The sequence below is a fragment of the Stieleria sedimenti genome, assembly GCF_025060895.1.
GTDB classification, from domain to species: Bacteria; Planctomycetota; Planctomycetia; order Pirellulales; family Pirellulaceae; genus Stieleria; species Stieleria sedimenti.
The window spans coordinates 1-18,193 of sequence record NZ_JANZKV010000073.1 but is presented as its reverse complement, the minus strand read 5'-3'; the positions used below and the strand labels follow the sequence as shown (position 1 = coordinate 18,193).

At 59.8% G+C, this 18,193-nt stretch carries 14 protein-coding genes; 11 read left to right on the top strand and 3 right to left on the bottom strand.

Translation table 11 applies throughout. The features are described 5' to 3' along the window. The first annotated feature begins 55 nt into the window (after positions 1–55). Together NZK35_RS11440 and NZK35_RS11435 are read left to right on the top strand one after the other, a co-directional pair. Positions 56–637, top strand: a complete 582-nt coding sequence (locus NZK35_RS11440) for a hypothetical protein (RefSeq protein ID WP_259632666.1) — start codon at positions 56–58, stop codon at positions 635–637. Positions 638–775: 138 nt separating this feature from the next. Further along, positions 776–1,519, top strand: coding sequence for a HEAT repeat domain-containing protein (locus NZK35_RS11435; RefSeq protein WP_259632665.1), 744 nt, complete (start codon positions 776–778; stop codon positions 1,517–1,519). A gap of 71 nt (positions 1,520–1,590) precedes the next feature. Here the strand turns inward: NZK35_RS11435 and NZK35_RS11430 are convergent, their stop codons facing one another. Continuing rightward, positions 1,591–4,263: a PSD1 and planctomycete cytochrome C domain-containing protein gene (locus NZK35_RS11430; RefSeq protein WP_259632664.1), complete on the bottom strand. Its 2,673-nt coding sequence runs from the start codon at positions 4,261–4,263 to the stop codon at positions 1,591–1,593. A 263-nt stretch (positions 4,264–4,526) separates the two neighbouring features. On the opposite strand from NZK35_RS11430, the gene NZK35_RS11425 reads away from it, so the two are divergent. After that, a complete protein-coding gene (locus tag NZK35_RS11425) occupies positions 4,527–5,546 on the top strand; it encodes a hypothetical protein (protein ID WP_259632663.1) in 1,020 nt (339 codons plus the stop codon). A gap of 176 nt (positions 5,547–5,722) precedes the next feature. Here NZK35_RS11425 and NZK35_RS11420 read toward each other — a convergent pair whose 3' ends face one another. Beyond that, entirely contained in the window at positions 5,723–6,547 is an 825-nt protein-coding gene (locus NZK35_RS11420) for a hypothetical protein (RefSeq protein WP_259632662.1), read from the bottom strand. A gap of 245 nt (positions 6,548–6,792) precedes the next feature. On the opposite strand from NZK35_RS11420, the gene NZK35_RS11415 reads away from it, so the two are divergent. From NZK35_RS11415 to NZK35_RS11405, 3 genes are all read left to right on the top strand, one after another. Beyond that, the gene (locus tag NZK35_RS11415) at positions 6,793–7,065 is read left to right on the top strand and encodes a hypothetical protein (protein ID WP_259632661.1); all 273 of its coding nucleotides are present in this window, start codon (positions 6,793–6,795) and stop codon (positions 7,063–7,065) included. A 202-nt stretch (positions 7,066–7,267) separates the two neighbouring features. Continuing rightward, the gene (aroA, locus tag NZK35_RS11410) at positions 7,268–8,668 is read left to right on the top strand and encodes a 3-phosphoshikimate 1-carboxyvinyltransferase (RefSeq protein WP_259632660.1); all 1,401 of its coding nucleotides are present in this window, start codon (positions 7,268–7,270) and stop codon (positions 8,666–8,668) included. Between the two features lie 406 nt (positions 8,669–9,074). Further along, positions 9,075–10,433, top strand: a complete 1,359-nt coding sequence (locus tag NZK35_RS11405) for a sulfatase-like hydrolase/transferase (RefSeq protein ID WP_259632659.1) — start codon at positions 9,075–9,077, stop codon at positions 10,431–10,433. 550 nt (positions 10,434–10,983) lie between these two features. Here NZK35_RS11405 and NZK35_RS11400 read toward each other — a convergent pair. After that, positions 10,984–13,386: an ATP-dependent helicase gene (locus NZK35_RS11400; RefSeq protein WP_259632658.1), complete on the bottom strand. Its 2,403-nt coding sequence runs from the start codon at positions 13,384–13,386 to the stop codon at positions 10,984–10,986. A gap of 226 nt (positions 13,387–13,612) precedes the next feature. On the opposite strand from NZK35_RS11400, the gene NZK35_RS11395 reads away from it, so the two are divergent. The 5 genes from NZK35_RS11395 (at position 13,613) to NZK35_RS11375 (ending at position 18,155) form a co-directional block, all read left to right on the top strand. Continuing rightward, positions 13,613–13,984 carry a DUF2237 family protein gene (locus NZK35_RS11395; RefSeq protein WP_095742366.1) on the top strand — a complete coding sequence of 124 codons (372 nt, stop codon included), beginning with the start codon at positions 13,613–13,615 and terminating at the stop codon, positions 13,982–13,984. A gap of 203 nt (positions 13,985–14,187) precedes the next feature. After that, positions 14,188–15,018 (top strand): tetratricopeptide repeat protein, encoded by an 831-nt coding sequence (locus NZK35_RS11390; protein ID WP_259632657.1) that lies wholly within the window; start codon positions 14,188–14,190, stop codon positions 15,016–15,018. Between the two features lie 307 nt (positions 15,019–15,325). Next, on the top strand, positions 15,326–16,252 hold the full coding sequence (locus tag NZK35_RS11385; RefSeq protein WP_323379634.1) for an RluA family pseudouridine synthase: 927 nt from the start codon (positions 15,326–15,328) through the stop codon (positions 16,250–16,252). Between the two features lie 102 nt (positions 16,253–16,354). Then, the gene (locus tag NZK35_RS11380; RefSeq protein WP_259632655.1) at positions 16,355–17,671 is read left to right on the top strand and encodes a coproporphyrinogen-III oxidase family protein; all 1,317 of its coding nucleotides are present in this window, start codon (positions 16,355–16,357) and stop codon (positions 17,669–17,671) included. After that, positions 17,655–18,155 (top strand): glycine cleavage system protein H, encoded by a 501-nt coding sequence (locus NZK35_RS11375; RefSeq protein ID WP_259632654.1) that lies wholly within the window; start codon positions 17,655–17,657, stop codon positions 18,153–18,155. Before NZK35_RS11380 ends, NZK35_RS11375 begins: the two co-directional genes overlap by 17 nt. The last annotated feature ends 38 nt before the right edge of the window (positions 18,156–18,193 follow it).

Genomic DNA, 18,193 nt, shown 5'->3' with positions numbered 1-18,193 from the left:
CGAAAACTCAGTGAGAGTGGCTTCTTCTCGACCGCCGACCTACCGCAATCCGTCCATGAACTCACCGACTCTCTCGTTGATCGCTGTGCTGGCGATCGGCTCCAGCCTGCCGGGCCAGGAATCTGCGGAACCGCTGCGACTTTCTCCGGTCCAAATCGAAGACGTCAGCCGATCGTCTTCACCAAGCGATTCACCATCGCTATCGCGACCAACCACCGAGCCGCTGCGACAGCCCGACAACACTTCTGAACCGGTCCCGCCCCCGAGCGAAGGCAAACCTGACACCACAGAAACGCAGCTCGCTCGGTTGGACAAGCCGCTTTCGCAAATCCGGCTTTCCGGATTGGCTTCGCCGCCTCAGGTTTCACAGCCGGGTTTCACGCCACCAGGTATGTGGATGACCGCCGGCGTAGTTAGTCCCGGCGACTCGCGCGACTCGGTGACGACCTACACCCGGAGACGATTGTATTTTGAAGACGCGCCGCTGGAACGATGCGGCGAAACCGAATGGATTTTTTCTGGCGGGATCATGACCAATTTGCATTCGGGAGCCAAATTTCTGCTCGATACCGCCCTGCTGCCGTACCGCTTGATGCGACAGCGGCCTGACGAGTTGGTCGGTACGGTGGCCGAATGAACGATGGAAGTGGTCTTGGCGAGCCCGCCTTGACTTTGATAAGTCCCAATGTCCGACGGTCTTGCCGTCACCCACCATTCCCGTTGAAGTCTTGGTTTTGGAAACGGAATGCCGCACCAACCAATCATCGATACTGACATGACACATCGTCGCCGCCTGCACTCCTTCACCTGTGGCGCCTTCGCCGCAGTCCTCTGTGTGCTGGCATCTGGGTGTCACGACGGACCGCTCTACGGTATGAAACGGCTCAACCCGTACTTCCCGATGCGAGAATGGAAACGCGACCAAGAACTCGGCGTGACCGACCACGAACGACGAGAAGAGCTACAAAGGCTTGCCAGTCAGATCGGCGGCATGAGTGCAAAAGAACAAGCGAAATGGGCGACCCATCTGGATCGCATCATCGAAAACGATCCCAGCCCCGAAATGCGACGGCTGTCGATCCTCGCCGCCAGCAAATTAAGGACGCCCGGCGCGATCGACTTGATCGAACGTGGGCTGGACGACGAAAGTTTGAAGGTGCAAATGGAAGCCTGTCGCTCGTTGGGAAAACGGCGTGAACCCGAAGCCGCCCAGTTGCTCGCGTCCACACTCGGCACGACACCCGAATCCGATGTCAAGAATTCGGCGATCGACGCGCTCGGCAAGCACAAGGGCACCGTTCCTGTCGAATCACTCCGCTTGGCATTGGAAGACCGCGACCCGGCGACCATTCATCTGGCGATGCAAAGCTTGAAAGGCGTCATCGGCAAAGATTATGGCAATGACCCGCAACAGTGGATCGCCGCGATCGATGCACAAACCGCGCCCGACGCCACCGGCGCAGAATCAGACGACGTTCGCGTCGCCGAAGGCCAAGGCGACGAGACGACGATCCGGTAAGCCCGTCGGCTGGCGATCTACGGCTGATCGTGCGATTGACATCAGCCGACGCACAGTGGCGATGCCCCACTTCAATCCACGAACACAAACTCGTTGGACAGCAGCAAGGTCTGGGCGAGTTGCGCCAGGCGGCTCAGGGGTGCTGCATGACCCCGTTCAATCGGCCCAGCGAAATCACGTTTCGAATCACCTTCGAAGTATTCGCCACGGTCACTTTCGAGCGACACCTGGCACCGCAAGAAGAACGAATCGAAGCTATCGGACGCTCGCGGGGAGACGACAAAATCGACGGTTTCACCGGCAGCGACGTCGGCGCTCAAGTTACGAAACGGTCGATTGTTGCTCTTCTGGTTTTCTCGCCACAACCGACGATCGCCGACCCAGATCGCCAGTTCGACGCCGTCACCTTGATCGTTTCGATGCCCCACCATGCCGCTGATCGTCACGCGACCGCTGGCCGGTGCGATCCATCGTCGCACGACGGCATGCTGAGGCCCGGGATGCCCATTTTCCGCACCGATCGACGCATAGCCGAGTTCGCTCGACGCAGGCAACTTGTCCTGGTCCTGCCACGTCGCCCCACTGAACACCGCCAGCGGACGAAACTCGGCCACACGGCTCTCCGCATTCGCCGGTGAGGTTCCATAGCGCCAGGCGAGCTGCGGATCAAATCGTCGCTCGCGCTGACCGGCCGGTTGCCGCAAAAACGCAACACACGTCTCACGCTCCCCTGCACTCGGTTGGCGAGACAGAATGCGTTCGAACATGCGATCGACTTGCACCGCATTGTCCCGGTTGTCCGATTCGACTTGCTCGGCCAGCGACCGCGCAAACACGCCGATCTGTGGATGATTCATCAAGAACAGCGCTTGCTGCGGCACAGTGGTAAAGAATCGCTTGGGTGTATGCGCGTCGGGACTGGCAACGTCGAATGTCCGAAACAACGACGGTAAATTCTGGCGATCGATCATGGCATAGAGCGTTCGTCGCGGGCTGGGCGAAGCCAAATGGACCTCGACCGGCGGGCCGCCGATGGTGCGATCGAGTCGCCCGCAAACCGCGAGCACCGAATCTCGCAGGGATTCGAAGTCGCGACGTCGCCGGTTCCCGCGTGCCGCAAGACGATTTTCGGGATCGAGACGCGGCGCCGCGTCATCGGCAGGTGCGGCCGATTGGGCATACACCCGGGACGTCACGATGCGTCGTATCAGCCGCTTGACACTCCAGTGCTCGGCAAACTCGGCTGCCAATTCATCCAGCACACCGACCAGCGGCGGCGCCTCGGTACGGACACCGAAGTCACTGGTCGAATCGACGATCGGTCGGCCGATCAGATGCATCCAGATTCGGTTGACGAACACGCGTGCGACCAGCGGGTTCTCGTGCGACGCAAGCCGCTCGGCCAACTCGAGCCGCCCACTGCCATCGGTGAACCGCGGCTCGTCCGGCTTTCGAAGCGCGGTCAGATATTGGCGTGGCGCCGTTTCACCCCGATTGCCGGGCTGACCGCGCAAGAACACGTGACTGTCGGCGGGTTTCGCCCGGTCGACCAAGGCCAGCGGGCTGGCGGCGTCCTCGGGAGTCTCGCTGCTTTGCAAGATGCCGAGCAACGAGTAGTAATCGGTCGTCGGGATCGGATCAAACTTGTGATCGTGACAGCGTGCACAGGCGACCGTCATGCCCATCAACCCACGCGTGATCACGTCGATCCGGTCGTCGATCGTGTCGTAGCGATTGAGAAACCGACGGCCGACGGTCAGAAATCCCATCGCATCCAAATCACCGTTTTCGTTGGCGGGATCGAATCGATCGGCGGCCAATTGCAGCCGTATCATCTGATCGAACGGGATGTCGGTTGCAAACGCCCGAATCAGCCAATCGCGATAACGATCGCTGCCTTCCAGCCGACGCTCCTTGCCTACCAAGGCGTACCCGATGGTGTCGGCGTAACGCGCAACGTCCATCCAGTGCCTGGCGAATCGCTCGGCAAACTGCGGCGAGGCGAGCAGCTGATCGACCAAGCGGAAATGCTTGTCGGTTTCGGTCGAGGCCACAAAGGCGTTGATCTGGGCGATCGTCGGCGGCAGCCCGGTCAAGTCGTGGTAGAGTCGCCGAATCAACGTCTGGTCGTCGCAACGATCAGCAAGCGAAATCCCCGCCTTGTTTGCCAAGCCTCTGGCGACCGCGTCGATCACATCAGAATCGTCGTCGCCGACAGCGACGTCGCCGCGAAATCGCCGGGGGGCGATGAAGGCCCAGTGGGACCGAGGATCGATGTCCATCGGCGATGTTTGCTTGGGCGGCTCGGCGATCGAATCACGGGGGTCGGGCGCCCCCATCCGAACCCAGTCCTCCAACAGTTTGATTTCGCTTTCATCGAGCTTTCCGGTCGGCGGCATTTCATACTCCGCGTCGTCATACCGGACGGCCTTGATCATCAAACTCGCGTCCGGGTTTCCGGGCACCAGGGCGGGGCCGGAAGTGCCGCCGGTCCGAAGCGAGTCGGCGGCGTCCACGAACAACTCACCCGACGATTCGCCGGATTGGCGTGAATGGCATTCGTAGCAGTGCTCGATCAGCAACGGACGAATCGTTGACTCAAAGAACGCTTCCTCTTCAGCAGTGATCGTCGTGGCCGGTTTCCGATCGGGCGGAGCGGAGGGCGAGTCGTCCGCGGCGGAAGACGAAGCGGTGGTGCACCATGCGACAGCGATGGCTGCGGCAAGGACGAAGGCGTATTTCATTGCGAGTGGTGGGCGTGGTGTTGGTGGGGCCAACAGAATAACCGCACCGAGTGGAAAACGCCAAACCAAACGGCGAGTCCCCGACAGGCTTTCCACATGTCAAAGTTTGCCCAGACGGCGTGTGTGAATCGGAAAATCGTCGACTCAGGCGTTCTCGAGCCGCCAACCGTTTTTCACCCGCGGTTTCTTTCGTTAGCGTGTGCAACCACTGTGACTGGGTCACGAAATTATCTCCACACGACATTTTTACCACTCGGACGCTGATGCCTCAGGACGAACTCTCTTCCGCCAACGAAACGGAATCTCAAGTTACCGACACGATCGCGGAGCCTTCGGCAGGGGCGACGGACCCCGCCGCCTCCGCTGCCCAACCGCCCGTGGACTCTCCCGAAACGGCGGACGATGCGATCCAGGACGCCGATCTGGATGCCGCCAAAGCTGCCTGGGAGGAGCAGACCGACCCCGGCGCGGCGACGGTCAGCGAGGAAGACTTGCTGCGGGCGAGCGAACTGGCCGAGCCGTTTGTCGGTCAATGGAATCAATTGATCAGCACGACCAACTGGGAAAAAGGCCGGATCATCAGCCAGTGGAGAAACGAGTTGATTGAATCGGGTGTCGATGCGACCCAATACTCCGACGACGCCTGGTCGCGACGCGTCGGCGGGGTGACCGCCCCGCACGTCGGGCGACTCCGCCGGGTCTATGAGCGATTCAACGATTCCTATCAAAGCTATCCAGGGCTGTACTGGAGCCACTTTCTGGCGGCACTGGATTGGGAAGACGCTCCGCTGTGGCTGGAAGGCGCCGCGAATGAAAAGTGGAGCATTTCGGTGATGCGCGAGAAACGTTGGCAGGCCGAGGGAGCGGTCGACAGCAACCGCCCGACCGACAGCCAAATCGTGGAAGTCGACACCGACGAAGACGTCACCCTACCGGCTCAAGGCGACGGCAAACACCGCGAATACGATAACGACAGCGGCGGCGTCGAATCCGGTCCCACGTTCGAAGGCCCCGATTTCGGCGACGAAGAAGAACTGCAATCCCTGGCGGGCCAAAACAGGGACGGCGACGCGGGCATTCAAGCCGATGGATCGGAAGCCGAAGCCTCGGCGGCACCGGTTCAACCCTTCATCGGACTGCCCCAGTTGCCCAATGACCTGAACGACGCCATCGAGTCGCTCAAGCTGGCCATCCTGCGGCACAAAGCGGCCGAGTGGCGTGATGTCGAACTGGACGTCGTCGAACGCTACCTGCAAGCCGTCGGTGTCATGCTCCGCAGTTAGACTCGTCGTCAGGGGCGAAAGTTGAATGCTGAGCCGACGGTGCAAGCCCAGTGCCACGTACTTTGACACCCAACGGGGTGTTGTTGGTTAGCGGCAGGGCGCGAGCCCTCCGGTCTTTCACGGTGTCTTTGAAGCGCGACCGGACGGCTCGCGCCGTTCCGCTAACACCTTCGCTGCTAAATTGAATCGACGCTGGGTGTCGCGTCTCGCAGATGCTCTTTTTGGCTGACCAATCGCGCGACCTGCTGCCATCCGGCATCGACTTCACGGACGGATTCGCAGACCAGGTGCGCTTCGTCCCAGTCGTGCTCGTCTTCGATGGCGAACCGCAGACCACAGCGGTCTAGTTCGTCGGGAACGGGCACAAAGTTCAGCTCGTAGTTGCCGGGTGCACCCTCCAGGCATCCGGCAATCGTTTGCCCCGGCGTCAATCGGTCGGCGTTTCGTCGGAGCCGCCGGATCGCATCGGCGTGACACACCTCGCCGGCCAACCCCAGGTGCTCCATTGGGTCTCGACCTTGAGATGTCGAGGTGTAGCCGAAGTAGTCTCCCCGCTGGCTTTTCGACGCCTTGGACAACAACCCGTCGACCAAGGCGGCATCGATAAACGGCCGGTTAGCGGGAACATAGAACACCCATGTGGGCGTCGTGCGATCAACGATTGCGCCGACTCGTTCCACCCAATGGCACGTCGGCAGACTCAGCGGACGGATGACGGCGCTGTTCAGTTGCGTCATCGAATCCGGCAAGTTACAGCCCACTGCGTAGATCTCATCCACCCATTGGCATTCGCTCAACCGCGCCGCCATCCGCAACAGCAGGGGTTGCCCGGCAAGTCGTCGATGGGCGAACCGCTGAATCGCATGCGGCGGATCGACCCTTTGACCTTCACACTCGACCGCCGCACCACCAAACACGCCGTCACCACCCAGCTGGTGATCACCGAGGTCAATGACCGCCACGATACGCTGGCCACACCGCGTCCCTTTGCCTTCTGACATCGCCTTCCCCTCCACTGATTTTCTGATGACTCGATCAGTCGGCGATCGAATCGCCATTGCCACAACCCATTGTGGAGGCGTCCAGAACACCGCGTCTACGGAAATCCGTTGTGACTTTTTGGCAAATCTTAAAATTTCCTCTCAAGTCCGGCTTCCATTGCGATGTCCCCTCCTGCGATCCTGAGCCGCGTAGCGGAATGCTTTTCTTTTTGCTTTTCAATCACTCTGCTGGACGAGGGATCGTCATGCTCGAATTGCCCGAGTTTTTTGCCGTGGTCAATGCAATCGCGCTACCCTTGTTTGGGCTGTGGGCGCTGCTGTCGACCAAGCTGTCTGTCGGCGACGCCTTGCGACGTGCCGAACGCCGGTTCTTGATCGCGTTGGTGATCATCAGTCTGGTGACGCTGCGAACCGTGATGCGTCTGGATGACGTCTGGTTGATCCACACCCTGACGTTGGCTTCGATGGTGTTGGGTGTGTTCACCGTCCCCAGCCGCGAAGGCGCCCTGGCGATCTAACCCGTGGCGTACGCTTCCAGCTTGCGACCCCAAGTGGCGTACGCTTCCAGCTTGCGACCCCACGTGGCGTACGCTTCCAGCTTGCGACCCCACGTGGCGTAAGCTTCCAGCTTGCGAATCCGGGGGCACGCTTCCAGCTTGCGAATTCTGGCCAGCAAGCGATACTGGGCTGCTGTCCCATTTCGCGCGCCCTGAAAATGCAATGCCCGACCAGCCGACGAGCACCCTGAGCCCTGAACCGACCAGCGTTTCTGTCCAACCGGGCGGCGTTATCCGCGGAGCGATTCGACCGCCGGGTAGCAAAAGTCTGACCAATCGGGCGCTGATCTGCGCCGCGATGGCCGACGGTCAGTCCACCCTTTCGGGAGCGTTACGCAGCGAAGACACGGCGGTGATGATCGACAGCCTCCGCACCTGCGGCGTTTCGATCAATGTTTCCGAAGCCGGGCGAACGATCCAAGTCGACGCGTCGACCCGCAGCACGAACGCGGACGTGACCCATGAATTGTTCATCGCCAACAGCGGCACCTCGATTCGTTTCCTGACCGCAGCCCTGTCGGCGGCCGGCGGCAACTACGACTTGTCGGGCGTGCAACGCATGCACCACCGGCCGATCGCTGATTTGGTCGATGCACTTGCCGAGGTCCAACTCGGTTCGATCATCACTCAATCACCTGGCGGCTGCCCACCGGTCGCGATTCGTTCGCGCGGATGGAGCGACAAACCGATACGCGTCTGCGGCAGCGTCAGCAGCCAGTATCTGAGCGGATTGATGATGGCCGCCCCGGTGGCCTTGCACGCTCGACGCCCGCGTGCCAACGGTGGTCCATCGGTCGGCAACGTCCAAATCAACGTGATCGGCGAACTGGTCTCGCGACCCTACATCGAAATGACGGCGGCGGTCATGCGATCCTTTGGGGCGAATGTCGACATCGAAGAGGTCGATTTGGACGCCGTTGAGACGGTCTCGTTGCGTGTCAGTGTGTCCGGTGAAGGCTATCAAGGGATCGAGTACGAAATCGAACCCGATGCGTCGGCCGCCAGTTACTTCTGGGCCGCCGCGGCGATCACCGGAGGCGAAGTCACCGTGCTGGGGCTGACCCCCGGTGCGATGCAAGGCGACGTGGGATTCTGCCGCGTGCTCGAGCAGATGGGTTGTCGATTCGATCATGATGCCGACGGCATGACCCTCTCCGGTCGTGCCTCGCGTGGCATTGACGTGGACATGAATCAGATCAGCGATACCGTCCAGACGCTTGCCGTTGTTGCTCTGTTTGCCGACGGCCCGACACGCGTTCGCGGCGTCGCGCACAACCGATTCAAAGAAACCGACCGCATCGGTGATCTGGCCTGCGAACTGCGAAAACTCGGCGCGACCATCGAGGAACACGATGACGGGCTGACGATTCATCCGCCCGCCGACGGGATCACGCCGGCGACACTGGAAACCTACCATGACCATCGGATGGCCATGAGTCTTTCGCTGGCGGGACTGGCTGCCGAGGGCGTCCGGGTGCTCAACCCATCGTGCACCGGAAAAACCTACCCCGAATTTTTTGCCGATCTGGAAACGCTGATCGGCCGCCCCCATCGCTGGTGTTGAAGACGCGACACGGGCTTGCGCCCAATGCCATCTAATTTGACGCCAAGCGGGGTGTTTCATTATTAGCGGTAGGGCGCGAGCCCTCCGGTCTTTCACGGTGTTTCTGAAGCGCAACCGGACGGCTCGCGCCGTTCCGCTAACACCTTTGGAACCAAACTGGATGGCATTGGGCTCACGCCGCGTGCTGAGATGCTCTCCAGCGGGACGCGTCAGCGACCGGCCCGCGGCGAAATCTGGCAAACGCAGCGATCCCGCGAGCGAATGATCGTATAATACGGCCGTCGATTTCTATCCACACTCTTCGGATTTTCGCTCCATGTCACGACGCGCGCTTCTCATCCTTTTCGCAACGGTCTCGAGTTTTTGCTGCCCGCCGGGTGCGAGCGCAGCGGAGCCTCCCAATATCGTGTTCATCTTCTCCGATGACCAATGTTTCGACACCGTCGCTGCGTTTGGCCACCCGGAAGTCGAAACACCGAATCTGGATCGGATCGCCAAGCGTGCCACCACCTTCACCCACGCCTACAACATGGGTTCTTGGTCGGGTGCGGTGTGCGTCGCCAGCCGCATGATGCTCAATTCCGGGCGGTTCCTTTGGGACGCCGAACCGGTTTACCAAGCCGCCGAAAAGGAACGTGAAGCGGGGCGATGGTGGAGCGAGTACATGAAAGCCGCCGGCTATCGAACGTATATGACCGGAAAATGGCATTGCCGGGCCGACGCCCAAAAATCCTTTGACGTCGCTCGTGATGTCCGCGGCGGCATGCCCAGCCAAACGCCGGCCGGCTACAACCGGCCACTGGTTGACCCGGAAACCGGCGAAGTGACCGATCCGTGGTCTCCCAGTGATCCCAAGTTCGGCGGTTTCTGGGAAGGCGGAACGCACTGGAGTGAAGTGGTTGCCCATCACTCGGTCGATTTCCTCAGCGAGGCCGGTTCCAGCGACCAGCCGTTCTTCATGTATCTGGCCTTCAACGCCCCGCATGATCCGCGGCAATCGCCCGCCGAGTACGTTGCCAAGTACCCTGTCGACCAAGTCAAGCTGCCGGAGAACTTTCTGCCCGAATACCCTTACGCCGAAGCGATGGCGGCCGGACGAAAGCTGCGTGACGAAAGACTCGCCCCGTTCCCCCGCACGCCGCTGGCGGTCAAGACAAACCGACAAGAGTATTACGCGATCATCACGCACATGGACGCGATGATCGGCAGGATCCTGGACGCCGTCAAAGCGACCGGAAAAGAGGACAACACGTGGATCTTCTTTACCGCCGATCACGGACTCGCCTGCGGACAGCACGGCTTGATGGGCAAACAAAACCTGTACGACCACAGCGTCCGGGTGCCGTTGATGGTGATCGGGCCGGACGCCCAAGCGGGCCAATCCATCGATCACCCCGTGTACCTGCAAGACATCATGCCGACGACCTTGGAATTGGCCGGAATCAAGCAGCCCGAACACGTCCAATTCAACAGCCTGTTGCCGATGCTCGGCGGTGCCGATAGCCCCTATGACGTCGTTTACGGCGCCTACTTGGATAAGCAACGCAGTATCCGTACCGAAAACTACAAACTGATCGTCTACCCGGTTGCCAACAAGATCCGCTTGTACGACATGAAACAGGACCCTCAGGAGAGGAACGACCTGGCCGGTTCGGCAGAGCATGCCAAGACGGTCACGCGACTGTTCTCGCGTCTGGAAACACTGCAAGCCGAAATGAATGACAGTCTGAACCTGGGCGAGCTGTCACGCTACACGGGGTCGTGAGAGTCAAAAGGTGTTAGCGGAACGGCGCGAGCCGTCCGGTCGCGCTTCAAAAACACCGTGAAAGACCGGAGGGCTCGCGCCCTACCGCTAAAACCTCAATGTTAGCGGAACGGCGCGAGCCGTCCGGTCGCGCTTCAAAAACACCGTGAAAGACCGGAGGGCTCGCGCCCTACCGCTAAAACCTCAAGAAACTCATGGGGAAAATACTTCACAGCGTTGCCGAACGGGGTTGCAGCGAGTAGCCGGAGGTGTCGCGATGCTCACCTCCGGCTACTCGCTTTCATCCCTCCGGGATCTCGATTGTCTAGCGGCAGCGTTTGGAGATTCTCTCCCTCTGGGAGAGACGGCGTTTGCGCAGCAAGCAAACGCCAGAGAGGGCACACGCTGCAAAAGTCTTGACGCCTCGCGCTCCAATCAAATCCGTCGCTTAACAACGCACTTCAAGAGATCAAACACTTAGATTCCGCTCGTTGCTTATACAATTGACGTCCCATGGGATCTCGGGCGGACCGACCGCGACGGCCCGTTCAATCGTCGACGCCCCGAATGCTCACCCCACCACTTCCAACTTGGCGAAGGCGAGTCGAAAGTTGTGCTCTCCGTCGGCGAATTGGACGCGGGCCATGCGTTTGGGGCCGAGACCGCTGACGGCCAGGATCGTCCCTTCGCCGTAATCGTAATGTCGCACTGTGGTGCCTTCGCGAAACGCCGTCAGCGGCGGTCGATTGCCCGACATCAAATCCGCGGCCGTCTTGAGCGCACCGATCTCGGGGATCGATTTGGTTTTCGCCTCCGGCGGAGCCGATTCGGCGGTGACCGAATCAAATGCCGGCGAAGACTCTCGGGCTTGGTCATCGGACGAAAACACGTCTTCGTCTTGATTGGCTCCGAAATCAAACGACACGTCTGCCTGGGCTTCTCCCTGGGCTTCCGCGTTGATTTGGATTTCCGGCAAATCCCAATCGCCGCCGCCACTCTGGTCGATGTCGTGATCAAAATAATTTCGTTGCACCGTCGACTCGATGCGTTTCATCTCCTCCAACGGCAGCTCGTTCAAAAACGGGCTGGCAATCACCGGTCGCGTGTCGCCGCGAATCATGCGACGTTTACAACAACTCAGTTGCAACCACTGCTTGGCACGAGTGATGCCGACGAACAAGAGTCGCCGCTCCTCTTCGAACTGCGCATCGTCTTCTTTGGATCGTTTGTGGGGCAGCAAATCGTCTTCGACGCCGATGATAAAGACTCGCGGAAATTCCAGCCCCTTGGAGGCGTGCAGGGTCATCAGGGTGACGCGTTGGTCGTTTTCTTCGAAGGCGTCGGTGTCGCTGACCAGTGCGACTTGTTCCAGAAACGCTTCCAGCGATCCGTCGTCGGGATGTCGCCGATCAAAGTCCACCGCGGCACTGATCAATTCGTCAACGTTTCCCAACGGGCTGGAATCGTCCGCTTCGTCGCAGTTCTTTTTCAAAAACTTGTCGTACCCCGACTCTTGAACCACGCACCGCATCAACTCCTCCAGCGGAGCGGTCGCGCGGGCGGCGATCCGGTCGTAGATCGTGACAAATTTCTTGACCATCGTGACGCTGCGTTTGGCCAGCGATTCGATCTGCTCGGCGCGTCGGGCTGCTTCCAGCATGGGGATGTTGTGGCTGTCGGCAAACGCCTGGATCCGTTGCACGGTCTTGGCGCCGATTCCTCGCGTCGGAGTGTTGATCACACGCATCAATGCGACGTCGTGGCCGGGATTGTTGACCAGATGCAGGTACGCCAGGACGTCCTTGATCTCTTTCCGCTGATAGAATTCGACGCCGTTGACGATTTGATAGGGAACGCCACGGCCGCGGAGTGCGTGTTCGAGTGACCGCGTCAGCGAATTCATGCGACAAAAGATTGCAAAATCGTTTGGCCGGGCGAGGTCAGACGAAATCGCCGCGACGATCTCGTCGGCGATCGAATCGGCTTCCTCATAGCCGTTTTCGAACCACCGCAGGATCACCGGTTCTCCCTCATCGTTGTCGGTAAACAGGTTCTTTTGTTTGCGGCGTCGGTTGTGACGGATCAATTGGTCGGCGACCCGCAACACGTTGGGCGTGCTGCGATAGTTTTGTTCCAGCCGAACCGTTTTGACCGCCGGATAATCTTTTTCGAAATCTAGAATGTTGTTCAGGTCTGCACCCCGCCAGCCATAGATCGATTGATCCGGGTCCCCGGTGACCGACAGGTTGGGGTGATCGATCGAAAGCGCCCGGACGATCGCGTACTGAGCCAAATTCGTGTCCTGATACTCGTCGACCAGGATGTAGCGAAATCGCTGGTCGAGTTCGCCCCGCAATTCAGGACTGTGCCGCAGCAGGTTGGCCACGTGCAATAGCAGGTCATCAAAGTCGACCGCGTTGGCCGTCAGCAACTGGCGCTGATAAACCGGATACACCTTGGCGGCGACGGTTTCCTTCGGCGACAACATCTGGCCTTCCATGACGTCCGGCGTGATCAGCTTGTTCTTCGCCTTGCTGATCACGTTGGCGATCTGATCCGGAGACGCATGCGTCGTGGAAACCCCGGCGGCTTCGATCGCACGCTTCATCGCCTGCTTCGAATCTGACGTGTCGTATATCGAATAATTCTCTTGCAGCCCCACCATCGACGCATAACGCCGCAACAACTGGGCACAGAAACGGTGAAAGGTGCCCATCCAAACCTTTTGTCCAGGCGCCAGTTTTTCCAACCGCAATCGCATCTCGTCGGCAGCTTTGTTGGTAAACGTCAACGCCGCAATTTGCCAGTCCGGGATGTTTTGGGACAACAAATACGCGATCCGATGCGTGACCACCCGCGTCTTTCCGCTGCCCGGGCCGGCCAAAATCAACATCGGGCCTTCGACGTGCTGAACCGCTTCGCATTGCGGGGCTGTCAGTTCGCGGAGCAAAGCGTCGCTGTGGGGAGCATCCATGGCAGGTCGACTGGCGGGAAGAGAAAGCGGAACAAACGCCATCATCATATAGCGAAAAACCGCTTCAAGGCCATGACGCTAAAACCCACGGGTTGTTCCTCGCTTCGGCGGGATCCGAGCATTTGCCTGCTCGGTCCGTTCCCCCCACGCCGCAGCGACCGACTCGCTACAATCAGATCCGTAGTGTGATGCGCGACAGCTGGCCCGATCCCTTGAACCTGACCCCATGGCAAAAAACGTTATTGGAACTGACCTCGAGACCTGCAGCACCGACCCGATGACCGGCTTTTATCGTGACGGATGCTGCAACACCGGCGCTTCGGACGCGGGGCTGCACGTGATCTGCGCGGTGATGACCGCTGAATTTTTGGAATTCAGCAAATCGCGTGGCAACGATCTCAGCACCCCCAATCCGCTCTACCGGTTCGCCGGACTGCAACCGGGCGACCGCTGGTGCCTGTGCGCGGCGCGTTGGAAAGAGGCCTATGACGCCGGCCAGGCCCCACAGGTGGTCCTCCGCGCCACCCATGTCTCGGCCTTGGAATTCGCCTCGCTGGAAGAACTGCGTGAGCACGCGGTGGACGAATCCGAGCGGTAGCATCGGCTAGCTGGGGTACTTGCGGCAAATGGCATGGATGTCGCCGCGTCTGCGGCGCCTTCTATTGACGATAAGTTTTTGTCGCTCCTATACTTCGCGACCGACACTTGTGCGACATTAACGCTCGCCCAGCCCCACGCTTCCAACTCGTTCCCTCACCGCAATCGGCTCGTCTCGCTTAGACAACGCGGACAAGACCACTCATGAAAGATCGCCAGGCACAACTGGAACAGAACATCGTCGCCGAAAATTTGGCCGGCTTTTACAAGAAGATTGAGCCCTATTCCAAGCTCATCCTGACGGCCGTGGTGATCGTCATTGTGGCCTTGATCGCCGTGGGGCTTTATTCCAGCGGCGAAGTTGCCAAACGCAGCGACGCGACGTTGCAATTGCTGATGGAAAACCCCGAAGTTGCGTCCCAGTACCCCGATACCGTCGCGGCCGCTTGGTCGTTGCTGTTTCAGGGCAACGACAGCTTGGCCCAGGGCATCAATTCGCTGTACCAGGACCGCGACGAAGCCGAAACCTTGCTGTCGCAGGCAAAAGATCACTTCAGCGACGCCCGAGCGGCATCCAACGAAACGTTGTTGCTGTCCCGGGCGAATTTTGGCCTGGGCATGGCCGCCGAATCGCTGGGCGAAATCGATGAGGCGATCGACGCTTACAAGCGAACCGTCGACGCTAACGAGTCCGAAGCCATGGTCGCGGTGGCTCAGGAACGCATCGACCGCCTTTCCAACCCGGACACCGTCGAGTTCTTGGCGTGGTTCTCCGACCAAGACTTCTCGCCGGCCGACCCCTCGCTGCCGCCAGAACTTCCCGGTGCCTCCTCGCTGCCCGATCTGCCCGATTTGGACCTTCCCGATCTGAACATGGGCGACGATTTGAAGTCGTCCGACGAGCCCAACGCCCCGATCGAAGGTGGGCTGGAACTGCCGGAAACGACCGAACCGGAAACGACCGAACCGGAAACTGCCAGCGACGAGACGGTGGACGAGAACTCCGAAGACACGGCCGACGAATCGGCCGAGTAACCGAATTTGATGCAGTGGGAGCAGCAGCGCGATGATGCCAGCCCGACGCGTCAGCGAGNNGTATTGGGCTTCAGCCGCCAGGCAACGAGCCGTTCCACTGACCATCGGCTCCGCCGCGATACTCAAACCGAATCAAAGATCCATTGATCCACCTCGCGTGAAGTCCGAGTCACTTTCTAACGAAGACGCTGCCATCAGCGACGAGCCCCCCCGCGACGAAGCCTCGAATGACGAGGCTCTCGACGACGAATCGAGCGATCCGGTTTTCCGGGATTTCGTCGTCCCTGCGTCGGCGGCCGATCAACGCATCGATCTATTTCTGACCAGCGCCTGCGACGGCTACAGTCGCACGCAAATCCGTCAGGCGGTTCAAGAGGATCAAGCGGCGGTGGATGGGCGAACGGTGCGTCCCAGTTTTCGGATCAAGGCTGGACAGACGATCCGCTTTCAGCTGCCCGAAGCGTTCTCCGATGAAGTGGTCCCGGAGAACATTCCGCTGGACCTGTTGTACGAAGACGACGGGTTTGTCGTCGTCAACAAACCGCCGGGGATGGTAGTGCACCCGGCCCGCGGCAATTGGCAGGGAACGTTGACCAGCGCGCTCGCACACCGCTTCCAGTGCCTGTCCGACGTCGGCGGCCCGACGAGACCGGGGATTGTTCACCGGCTGGACCGGGACACCAGCGGCGTCATCGTCGTCGCCAAGACCAATGCCGTTCACATGGCGCTGGCCCAGCAATGGCATGATCGCGAAGTCGAAAAAGAATACTTCGCCATCACCGTGGGACGACTCGACCGCGATCGCGATGTCATCGACGCACCGATCGGACGCCATCCATACCAGCGTGACAAAATGGCGATTCGGGAAAATCACCCGACCACCAAGCCGGCCAGCACGTTCTACGAAGTGATGGAGCGGATTGGTCGCTTCACTCTCGTTCGGGTCCGCCCCAAAACCGGCCGCACCCACCAGATTCGCGTCCACCTAGCCCACCTCGGCTGCCCGATCCTGTGTGACCGGCTCTACGCGGGACACGCCGTCGCGGCCGAATCTTGGCTGCAGGGACAGGGCACCGTCGCGGGTAGCCCCCAGGTCCTCGATCGACAGGCGCTGCACGCGCGTCGCTTGACACTCTGTCATCCCCAAAGCGGCGAATCGATGACGTTCGAAGCCCCCCTTCCGGATGATCTTCAGCGGGCGATCCAGGTGATCCGCCAGCGAGAGCACCGATGACCCCGGGGGTGACGACCGGTTACAATAAACACTTCCGATCAACGACACCGTTGACCGAGAACACCGTTCACTGATTTCTACGCTCTTTGAAATAGTCTGCCCATGTCGTCCGCCGCTAGTGATTCGAAAACTGAAGTCGGCAGCTACTTTATTTCGAACTATCCGCCCTACAGCCAATGGAAGAAGGATGCGTTGGAGGCAGTCGTTTCGGCGCTGCATAGCCCCGCGGTCGAAACCACGCCGCTGGGGCTGTACCTGCACATCCCGTTTTGCCGAAAACGTTGCAAGTTCTGTTACTTCAAAGTTTTCACGGATGTGACCGCGCCGGAAGTCCAGCGTTACGTCGATGCCCTGTGCAACGAAATTTCAATGGTCAGCGAAACGGAGGTGATGAAGGACCGCCCCTTCCGCTTCGTCTACTTCGGCGGCGGCACCCCCAGCTTCCTCTCGCCAAAGCAACTGACGAAACTTGCCGAACGACTCCGCCAACACATCACCTGGGACGGCGCCGAGGAGGTGACGTTTGAATGTGAACCGGGAACGCTGAGCGAAACGAAGGTCAAAACACTTCGCGAAGAACTCGGCGTCACGCGGCTCAGCCTGGGGGTCGAAAATTTCTCGGACAAGCTACTCGAAGAGAACGGCCGTGCTCACCTGTCCAAACAGGTTTTCCGGGCCTGGGAATGGATCGCCGAAGCCGAGTTCCCGAACGTCAACATCGACTTGATTTCCGGGATGGTCGGTGAAACCTGGGACAACTGGAAGGATAACATTCGCCAAGCCATCGACATGTCGCCCGAGAGTGTGACGATCTATCAGATGGAATTGCCGTTCAACACCGTGATCAGCAAGGACATGTTGGAGAACCACACGACCAGCCCCGTGGCCGATTGGACCACCAAGCGTGCCTGGGTGGATTACGCGTTCAACGAATTCCTCGATGCCGGCTACAGCATCAGCAGCGCCTACACGGTCGTGAAAGATCCGTCCAAGGTGAATTTCTCGTACCGCGATAATCTCTTCAAAGGCGCCGACTTGCTGGCCACCGGAATCGCCAGCTTCGGCCACGTCAGCGGCGTGCATTATCAGAACGTCGCCGAGTTGGAACAATACCTTTCGACGGTCGAATCGGGTTCGCTGCCGCTGGGACGCGGCTATGTCCCGACCGATCATCAGCGTCTGATCCGCGAGATGGTTTTGATGCTCAAGCTCGGTTACCTGGACGTGAATTACTTCCAAAGCAAATTTGGCGTCAACATTCTTGAGCGATGGAAGTCGGAATGGGAGAAGTATGTCGAAGACGGTTGGGCGACGATCAGCGGGGACCGCATCGAATTGACCCGCTACGGGTTGCTGCGAGTCGACGCCATGCTGCCCGTGTTCTTTGAGCCGGAACATCAGAATGTCCGATACACGTAGCACCGAATCATTCACCTTTGCGATGGGTGAATTCGAAGCCACGTTTCCGCGGGACCGTCAATACGCCAAGAACCACATGTGGGCTCGATGCATCGAGCCCGGCTCAGGTTCTCAGGACAGCACGTGGCGGTTCGGGTTGTCGGCCTACGCCGTTCGCTTGTTGCAAGACGTCTACTTTCTGGACTGGGAAGTCGAAGCACCGACGGCGGTCGAGCACCGTCAGATGATCGGCGCGATCGAGAGCAAGAAAGCGGAAAGCGATCTGTATGCGCCCATCGCCGGCACGCTGTCGGCGATCAACGAACACGTTCTTTCGGACCCCTCGCTGATCAACGCCGATCCCTACGGCGCCGGATGGATGATCGAACTGGACTTCGCCGAAGACGGCTCGGGCGTCCTGCTGTCGCCCGATCAGTATGCCGATCACCTGACCGAAGCTTGGCAGGTCGCCCAGCGCACGATCAAGGGTCAAGCGAACTTCTAGGCAGGCACTATCAGCGGTCTGGCGCGAGCCTACGGGCC

Coding starts and splice junctions, on each gene's coding strand:
- NZK35_RS11380 (WP_259632655.1), top strand. CDS start 16,355: ATGTCGTCCGCCGCTAGTGATTCGAAAACTGAAGTCGGCAGCTACTTT.
- NZK35_RS11420 (WP_259632662.1), bottom strand. CDS start 6,547: ATGTCAGAAGGCAAAGGGACGCGGTGTGGCCAGCGTATCGTGGCGGTC.
- NZK35_RS11440 (WP_259632666.1), top strand. CDS start 56: ATGAACTCACCGACTCTCTCGTTGATCGCTGTGCTGGCGATCGGCTCC.
- NZK35_RS11395 (WP_095742366.1), top strand. CDS start 13,613: ATGGCAAAAAACGTTATTGGAACTGACCTCGAGACCTGCAGCACCGAC.
- NZK35_RS11415 (WP_259632661.1), top strand. CDS start 6,793: ATGCTCGAATTGCCCGAGTTTTTTGCCGTGGTCAATGCAATCGCGCTA.
- NZK35_RS11390 (WP_259632657.1), top strand. CDS start 14,188: ATGAAAGATCGCCAGGCACAACTGGAACAGAACATCGTCGCCGAAAAT.
- NZK35_RS11400 (WP_259632658.1), bottom strand. CDS start 13,386: ATGGATGCTCCCCACAGCGACGCTTTGCTCCGCGAACTGACAGCCCCG.
- NZK35_RS11425 (WP_259632663.1), top strand. CDS start 4,527: ATGCCTCAGGACGAACTCTCTTCCGCCAACGAAACGGAATCTCAAGTT.
- aroA (WP_259632660.1), top strand. CDS start 7,268: ATGCCCGACCAGCCGACGAGCACCCTGAGCCCTGAACCGACCAGCGTT.
- NZK35_RS11435 (WP_259632665.1), top strand. CDS start 776: ATGACACATCGTCGCCGCCTGCACTCCTTCACCTGTGGCGCCTTCGCC.
- NZK35_RS11375 (WP_259632654.1), top strand. CDS start 17,655: ATGTCCGATACACGTAGCACCGAATCATTCACCTTTGCGATGGGTGAA.
- NZK35_RS11430 (WP_259632664.1), bottom strand. CDS start 4,263: ATGAAATACGCCTTCGTCCTTGCCGCAGCCATCGCTGTCGCATGGTGC.